This is a genomic window from Pinirhizobacter sp., assembly GCF_035317885.1.
GTDB lineage: Bacteria > Pseudomonadota > Gammaproteobacteria > Xanthomonadales > Rhodanobacteraceae > Pinirhizobacter.
The window spans coordinates 1-7304 of sequence record NZ_DATHFX010000086.1 but is presented as its reverse complement, the minus strand read 5'-3'; the positions used below and the strand labels follow the sequence as shown (position 1 = coordinate 7304).

The window sequence follows — 7304 nt, the reverse complement described above, 5'->3', positions numbered from 1 at the left end:
TCAAGCAGTACGAACAGCACGCCGGGCAGAAGATCCCGGCGGGCAGCGCCATCCCCTCGCAATCGGGCACCACGCTGCAAAGCGACTGGTTCTGGAAAACCGATTACCCGGGCCAGGCGCTGCGTCCGGCGGCACAGATCGTGGATGAGTGGCTGCGTCCTTTCAACGACAACCACTGCAACCTTATCCTCAACTGTGCCCCGAACCGCGATGGCCTGTTCGATGCGAATGCGCTAGCGCGCCTGGCCGAGATCGGCAAGCTGTGGAGCAATCCGGGCCCGGCCCCGACGCTTTCGCCGGCCGTCACCATCACCACCGGTAACCTCGCGCAGGGCAAACCGTCATTCGCCAGCAGTACCGCCGACACCTCCGGGCCGGACCTCGCCTTTGACGACAACTTTGCCACGTACTGGCAGGCCGATGCGGGACAGCGTGATGGCTGGATCGAAGTGCGCTTGGCCACACCCACGGCCTTCAACACCGTGTCGATCATTGAGCCGCGGCATATCGAAGGCTATGGCGACGCGGCGAAGATCTTACGGTACCGCGTGCAGTACGAATCGGGCGGAACGTGGATCGACATCGTGACGGGCGGCGAGCCCGCGTCGATCGAACTGCGAAAGTTTCCGATCGTGCGTGCCAGCCGTGTACGCCTTCAACTGGACGCACGCACGGCGTCACCGGGTGTGAGCGAGTTCGGCCTTTATCTGGAACCGGTCGAAGGTTGATACGCCATCCAAAGGTTCACATAAGCATTGAACGCTAGCATGCGTCGGTCCAGATGCGAAGCGAGTCACATGCAGGCAGCAACGAACGATAGTCCAAGCAAGGTCCCCGCAATTACCTTCGGATTCTGGATCCTGAAGATCGCGGCGACCACCCTGGGCGAGACCGGCGGCGACGCGGTGTCGATGTCGCTGGGCCTGGGCTACCTGTTGGGAACGTGCATCTTCGCCTGCCTGTTCGTTGCCTTCGTGATCGCGCAGGTGCGCGCGACGAAACTGCAGCCGTGGTTGTACTGGGCCACCATCGTTGCCACCACCACGGTGGGTACGACGCTCGCGGACTTCGCCGACCGCTCCCTTGGCCTGGGTTATCCAGGCGGGGCTTTGCTGCTGCTGGTGTTGTTGCTGGCATCGCTGGCCATATGGCGGGGCATGATGGGCTCGGTGTCGGTGCGCACGATCACCAGCGCACGTGCGGAGTGGTTCTACTGGGTGACCGTGATGCTGTCGCAGACGCTGGGCACCGCCCTGGGCGACTGGACGGCCGATACCCAGGGACTGGGTTATCTCGCCAGCGCGATGATCTTCGGCGGCATCCTTCTGGTCGTTGCTGCGGCGTACTTCTGGGCGGCTATCCCGCGCACGGTGCTGTTCTGGGTTGCGTTCATCGTGACCCGGCCGCTGGGCGCGGTGGTGGGCGATTTCCTCGACAAGCCCCTGGACCACGGCGGTCTGGCCTTCAGCCGCTTCACCGCTTCGGCCGCGCTGATGGCCTTCATGGCGCTGGGTATCTGGCTGCTTCCGCAAAGGCCGGCAAGCGCGGCGCCGGCCGCGTAGGGCACGACGCTACGCGTTCAACAACCCCATCAGGTTGGCCCGGATGAATCGCGCCGCCGCCAGCGGATCGCCGCTTCGGTTGTCGATCGCCGCGCTGCCGTTGCCATAGGGCGCGTATTTGCCTGCATCGGTGACCGAGAACAAACCAAAGGTGCGCACGCCACTGGCCACGGCCAGGTGCATCACGCCGCAGTCGGCGCTGATGAATACGTCGGCCGCCCCGATCACGGCAGCCATCTTGCGCAAGTCCCGGGAATAGAACGTGGCATGGCGTGACTGCAATTGCGAAACGGCATGGGCGGCCACGATCTCCACGATGCGGATGTCCCGGCCGGGAAGCGCAAGGGAGCCGATGAAGGCGTTCCACCATTCCGTTCCCTGTCGCTTGGGCCCCGTGGCATTGGCAAAGATAGTCATCACCAGGGTATCGGGTCCCGGTGCGGGCCCGCCAAGCACCTTCAGCAGCAGGTGTCGTCCGCGCATGCGTTCGTGGTCGTCCAGGCGAAGGTCCATCACTGGCCACGCGCCAGCGGCATCGCCCGCATAGGCGCGCCTCAAGGCATGTACCGGCCGTTGCGCCAGGTGACGCGGACGGTTGGGGTCGGGTGTCGACGATTCGGCGCAGTCCAGCTTGTAGTGGGCGCGCGACAGCGCGAGCAGGAGCCGGCCCGACTGCGAACCACCGCCGGCATCGATGGCCAGGTCGTAGGTGGTTTTGCGCAGCCGGCCCAGCAGGGCAAACGTTGCGGGCAGGTGGCGCACGATACGTTGATGCAGGTTCTCGATCGAACGCACGGTGGGGTATCCGGCGAACACCGTCGCCGCCGCCTGTCCTGCCCCCACGATATCGACTTCCGCGCCCGGGTACAGGCGTTCGAGTTCCGCCAGCAGGGGAGCGACCAGCAGCATGTTGCCCAGCCGGTGGTTCGGCCGCAACACCAGCACGCGATGGATGCCCGTGGTCGGCAGACCCCCGGGAGCGACACTGGCCACCTGGCCCAGCAGCCGGTCCAGGGCGCGTCTGACCATGCGTCGGCGCTTTCCGTGCAGATGGCCATGGAACGGTTCGGCGCCCGCCGCCAGGGCCGGGGCCTGCGGGTTGGGTACGGGCTGATCGGAAACGGGCATGGGGGGTGCCTGGCCGGGGGATGGGCCAAGCCTAGGCAGCTTGCCTTAGATCATCATTAAAGCCCCATGACGGTTTTAAGTAGCGCCTAAGCAAGTGGGCGGAGAATGGTGGTGTTGCGCCATTGCCACCGAGGATCGCCCGATTGCACGTCACGCTGGTCGAGGATGACCTGTCGCTCGGCTCAGCCATTGCGCAGTCGCTGGAAGCCATGTCGCATGCGGTGACATGGGTCCGCGACGGCCGAACGGCACGGCAAGCCTTGCGCGACACCGGGACGGATCTGGTCCTGCTTGATCTTGGCTTGCCGGGCCACGATGGCCTGGAACTGTTGGCCGAGGCGCGCCGGGCCAACGTCGGCACGCCTGTGTTGATCATGACCGCCCGCGACACCCTGCAGGCGCGCGTGGCGGGCCTGGACGCCGGCGCGGACGACTACCTGGTCAAGCCCTTCCATGTCGAGGAACTGGCGGCGCGCATCCGTTCAGTCACGCGGCGTGCGCATGGCCTTGCCGCCAACCGGATCGTGGTCGGGGCGCTGTCGCTGGACCTGGCCAGCTACCAGGTGGAGCACCACGGCGAGAAACTCGCCCTTACCCCACGGGAATTCGCCCTGTTGCGTGTGTTGATGGAACGTGCCGGGCGAATCGTCCGCCGCGAGAGCCTGGAGCAATCGCTGTACGGGCTTGAGCGCGGCGTGGAGAGCAATGCCATCGAGGTGCATGTGCACGGCCTTCGCCGCAAACTTGGGCCCGATACCATCCGCACCGTGCGCGGCGTGGGCTACATGGTGCCGCGGGACGCCGAATGACGGTGCCCAGCATCCGCGGCCGCCTGCGTTGGCTCAACCTCGCGGTGGTCGCGGCCGTGCTGCTGGTGCTGGGCGCGGCCAGCTACATGCACACACTCGACGAAGTGAACGAACTGTCCGATGGGCGGCTGGCGCAGTCGGCGCGCACATTGCAGGTGCTGGTCGATGGCGGTGGCGACACGGGCTTTGCCATGCCGGCTACGCCTTCCGGTACACCGACGCGGATTGACGTGGAAGGACATCGTTTCGAAACCGAAGTGGGCTTCCAGATATACGACGCCCAGGGCCATCGGCGGATGTACACGAGCAACCTGGGCCTGTTGCCGGCACCGGCGCCGGCGACAGTGGGTTTCGGCGATGTCCGCTTCGATAGCCACGACTGGCGCGTGTTTACCCTTCGCAGCGCCACCGGTGGCCCGACCATCCGCGTGGCCGAGCGCCACGACAGCCGCAACGAGATCATGCACGGGCTGATGATCGAGCACGCGCTTCCGTTGCTGTTCGGCCTGCCGTTGCTGGCGTTCCTGATCAACTGGGCGGTGGCCCGCGGCCTGCGGCCGCTCGATGAACTGGCTTGGTCACTGTCCCGGCGCGAGCCTGGCAATCGCGGGCGCGTGGAGCTGGCCAACGCACCCGCCGAACTGGTGCCGGTGGTGGCCGCGATCAACGGCCAACTCGAACGCCTGGAGGATTCCCTCGAGCGTGAGCGGCGCTTCAGTGCCGATGTCGCCCACGAACTGCGCACGCCCCTTGCCGCAACGCTGGTGCACCTGGACAACGCCCTGGCGGCCGTCGACGACACGGTGCGTACTCAGCGGATCAATGCTGCGCGCAAGGGCGGCGGCCAGTTGGCGCGGCGCATCGGACAGCTGTTATCGCTAGCCCGCCTGGAAGCAGGTGCAGCCGGCAGCGCCGCGACGGACGTGGATCTGGTTGAGTGCGTGAGGGAGACCATCGAGGAACTCTCCCATGTCATTGATGGCAGCCACGTGCAACTGGGCGTGTCGTCATCCGATCCCAGCGTGGTGGTGCAGGGCCATGACGCTGCCCTCAAGGCCCTGGTACGGAACCTGGTGGAAAATTCCCTGCGGCACGTCGACGACGACGGCCAGGTGGATGTCCGTATCTCCGCGTCGCCATCCTGGGCATCGATCGAAGTGAGCGACGACGGACCAGGCATCCCGCCGGCACGGCGTGCGGTCGTGTTCACGCGTTTTCACCGTGAGCTCGCCGGGGCCGGCGACGGGTATGGCCTGGGCCTGTCGATCGTCAAGCGCGCAGCGGACCTGCATGGGGCGGCCATTGAACTGCTCGATTCCTCGTTCGGCCGCGGCTTGCGGGTGCGGGTGGAAATTCCCTATCGGTGGAAAAGAGAGCCATGAGGGCGCGCGAAAGCCGGCTTTAAGCTGGCCGGACCAAAGTAGGCGTGCCGTCGCCAACGAGCTGCCCATGCCGCGCCGTATGACCGAATCGATCGAAGCACAGGGTGAATGGCTGTTCCGCCATCGCAGCGGGATGGGTGTGGTTCTCCTGCCATGCCTTGCCGCCGCCTTGTTGTGGCCGGGTACGCCAGGGAATGTATTTGGCGACGCGATGACCGACGACGTCACGGTGCTTGGTATGGTGGTGTCGATCCTGGGCTTGGTGATGCGATGGTTTGCGTACTCGCGGATTCGGCACCCGCTGTACCTGGCCAATGGCGTGGTGGTCACGGGCCTTTGCATTGCTACTGGCTCGCTGTGGTTCACCTTGCTGGCGCTTGCCCTGTATGCGCTGGCCGTCGAGCGCATCGTGGCTGCCGAGGAGCGCTTCCTTGCCGACATTTATGGCCAGGCCTACGCCCAATGGGCTTCGCAAACACCGGCCTTCGTCCCCGACTTCTCGCGATGGCGAAGGCCCAATCTTCCGTTAAGTGGCCGCACCATCCTTCGTCGGGAATACAACGGCGTGCTGGGCGTGGCGCTGGCTTTTTTTGTCCTGGAAGCCGCGCGGGATCTTCTGATCGAGCAGCAGTCGTGGTCGGCCTGGATTGACGACGACGGTATCTGGCTATGGGCACTGGGCCTGGGGGCGCTTTCGTTAGTCGTGCTACGGACGATCAAACGGCGCTCGCGCTGGCTGCACCCAGGAAGGCCGACTGACGCTGACCCGCCCGGGTGATCGCGGGCTTGCCGATCCCGATCAGGTGAATGGAAGGCGCATCGGCGGCGTGCGACCCCAGCGCGAAACAGGCGAGTAGGCACATCACGAACAGGCGACGCATGGGCTTCCCCGTTTTTGCGATCATGGAGGGGCCGACTATAGATGGACGCACACGCCCTGGACATCCTGCAACCCCTGCTGCTGTCGTTGAAGGTCGCCTTGTGGGCCACCGCCATCAACCTGGTGCTGGGCGTGTCCGTGGCCTATGGCCTGTCGCGGTGGCGCTCAGGCTGGCGCGACCTCATCGATTCATTGCTGACCCTGCCGCTGGTATTGCCGCCCACGGTGCTGGGCTACTACCTGCTGGTGTTGCTGGGCCGCCGCGGCACCGTGGGTGCCTGGCTCGACCACTGGGGCTTAAGTCCCGTCTTCACCTGGCAAGGCGCGGTGATCGCTTCCACCCTGGTGGCTTTCCCGATGATCCAGAAGGCCGCACAGGCGGCCTTCGAAAACGTCGACACCGAATACGAGGCCGCGGCGCGCGTGCTTGGCCTGCGCGGGCCGGCGATCTTCTTCCGTGTGCTGTTGCCGTTGGCGTCGCGCGGGATCACCGCCGGCGCGCTGTTGGCCTTTGCGCGCGCACTTGGGGAATTCGGTGCCACGCTGATGATCGCCGGCAACATGCCCGGGCGAACGCAGACGCTTTCCACCGCGATCTTCGCCGCCGTGCAGGCCGGCGACGATGCCGGTGCGACCACCCTGGTGGTGGTGGCCTCGGTAACCTGCGTGGTGGTATTGCTGATCGCCGGAAGGCTCGCGCCTGGAAGGCGCCGGTCATGAGTATCCATGTTGCCATCCGCCACGTAGCCATCAGCGAGCATCGACGCTTCGAACTGGATGTCGCCTTCGCCACGGACAAGCGTCGCCTGGTGATCTACGGCCCTTCCGGTGCCGGCAAGACACTCACCTTGCGTGGGGTTGCCGGCTTGTTGCGGCCCGACCACGGACGCATCGTGGTGAACGGCCGCACCTTGTTCGAATCGGACCAGGGTGTCGATATTCCTGCGGAGGACAGGCGCTGCGGTTACCTGTTCCAGGACTATGCGCTGTTCCCGCACCTGACGGTGGCGCAAAACATCCGTTTCGGTCGCAAGGTGGGCCTGCGCAATCCGTCGCGCGGCGGCATGGATGACACATCGGCGCGCTGGATCAAGGCGTTCGAACTCGAAGCGGTGGTGCGCAGCTATCCCTCGCAGCTATCGGGCGGCCAGCGCCAGCGCACGGCGCTCGCCCGCGCGTTGGCCGCCGGCCCGGATATCCTGTTGCTGGACGAACCGTTCTCGGCGGTCGATCCGGCGCTGCGTGGCCGGTTGCGGCAGGAGCTGGCCGAACTGCAATCGAACCTCGACCTGCCGATGATCGTGATCACGCACGATCCGGCCGACGCCGATGCGTTGGGTGACGAGGTAATGGAGATCCGCGACGGCCGCATCCACCGCGGTGGGGCTTAAGGAACCCGCGCGGCCTGCGTGTATACCACCTGCCAGCGGCCATCCTTCTTGCGCCAGACGTCGACGAAGCGAATGCGCACCTGGAACGGCTTGCCTTCGCTCTTGCCTTTGTAGTCGACCAGGCCGGCAAGCGTCGCACCGTCGCCCCACAC

The 7304-nt window shown here is 65.7% G+C and carries 9 protein-coding genes; 7 read left to right on the top strand and 2 right to left on the bottom strand.

Features of this window, described 5'->3' with window-relative positions:
• Together VK519_RS02715 and VK519_RS02710 are read left to right on the top strand one after the other, a co-directional pair.
• The coding region (locus tag VK519_RS02715; protein ID WP_324347431.1) for a discoidin domain-containing protein at positions 1 to 728 on the top strand (728 nt) is incomplete at its 5' end.
• Between the two features lie 69 nt (positions 729 to 797).
• Positions 798 to 1562, top strand: coding sequence for a COG4705 family protein (locus VK519_RS02710; RefSeq protein ID WP_324347429.1), 765 nt, complete (start codon positions 798 to 800; stop codon positions 1560 to 1562).
• 9 nt (positions 1563 to 1571) lie between these two features.
• On the opposite strand, the gene VK519_RS02705 is transcribed toward VK519_RS02710, so the two are convergent.
• Entirely contained in the window at positions 1572 to 2690 is a 1119-nt protein-coding gene (locus VK519_RS02705) for a glycosyltransferase family 9 protein (protein WP_324347427.1), read from the bottom strand.
• A gap of 143 nt (positions 2691 to 2833) precedes the next feature.
• On the opposite strand from VK519_RS02705, the gene VK519_RS02700 reads away from it, so the two are divergent.
• The 5 genes from VK519_RS02700 to VK519_RS02680 all read left to right on the top strand — a co-directional run bounded on the left by VK519_RS02700 (position 2834) and on the right by VK519_RS02680 (position 7152).
• Positions 2834 to 3499 (top strand): response regulator, encoded by a 666-nt coding sequence (locus VK519_RS02700; RefSeq protein WP_324347425.1) that lies wholly within the window; start codon positions 2834 to 2836, stop codon positions 3497 to 3499.
• Entirely contained in the window at positions 3496 to 4881 is a 1386-nt protein-coding gene (locus VK519_RS02695; RefSeq protein ID WP_324347423.1) for a sensor histidine kinase, read from the top strand. The genes VK519_RS02700 and VK519_RS02695 overlap by 4 nt, the downstream gene beginning before the upstream one ends.
• A 67-nt stretch (positions 4882 to 4948) precedes the next feature.
• A complete protein-coding gene (locus VK519_RS02690; RefSeq protein WP_324347421.1) occupies positions 4949 to 5659 on the top strand; it encodes a methyltransferase family protein in 711 nt (236 codons plus the stop codon).
• A 144-nt stretch (positions 5660 to 5803) separates the two neighbouring features.
• Positions 5804 to 6481: a molybdate ABC transporter permease subunit gene (gene modB / locus VK519_RS02685; RefSeq protein WP_324347419.1), complete on the top strand. Its 678-nt coding sequence runs from the start codon at positions 5804 to 5806 to the stop codon at positions 6479 to 6481.
• Positions 6478 to 7152: an ATP-binding cassette domain-containing protein gene (locus VK519_RS02680; RefSeq protein WP_324347417.1), complete on the top strand. Its 675-nt coding sequence runs from the start codon at positions 6478 to 6480 to the stop codon at positions 7150 to 7152. The genes modB and VK519_RS02680 overlap by 4 nt, the downstream gene beginning before the upstream one ends.
• Here VK519_RS02680 and VK519_RS17805 read toward each other — a convergent pair.
• Positions 7149 to 7304 carry a nuclear transport factor 2 family protein gene (locus VK519_RS17805; RefSeq protein WP_414692684.1) on the bottom strand — a complete coding sequence of 52 codons (156 nt, stop codon included), beginning with the start codon at positions 7302 to 7304 and terminating at the stop codon, positions 7149 to 7151. The genes VK519_RS02680 and VK519_RS17805 overlap by 4 nt on opposite strands.

Bases quoted from the DNA above. Each gene is read 5' to 3' on its own strand.
- modB (WP_324347419.1), top strand. From the start codon at position 5,804: ATGGACGCACACGCCCTGGACATCCTGCAACCCCTGCTGCTGTCGTTG.
- VK519_RS02710 (WP_324347429.1), top strand. From the start codon at position 798: ATGCAGGCAGCAACGAACGATAGTCCAAGCAAGGTCCCCGCAATTACC.
- VK519_RS02680 (WP_324347417.1), top strand. From the start codon at position 6,478: ATGAGTATCCATGTTGCCATCCGCCACGTAGCCATCAGCGAGCATCGA.
- VK519_RS02690 (WP_324347421.1), top strand. From the start codon at position 4,949: ATGCCGCGCCGTATGACCGAATCGATCGAAGCACAGGGTGAATGGCTG.
- VK519_RS02705 (WP_324347427.1), bottom strand. From the start codon at position 2,690: ATGCCCGTTTCCGATCAGCCCGTACCCAACCCGCAGGCCCCGGCCCTG.
- VK519_RS02695 (WP_324347423.1), top strand. From the start codon at position 3,496: ATGACGGTGCCCAGCATCCGCGGCCGCCTGCGTTGGCTCAACCTCGCG.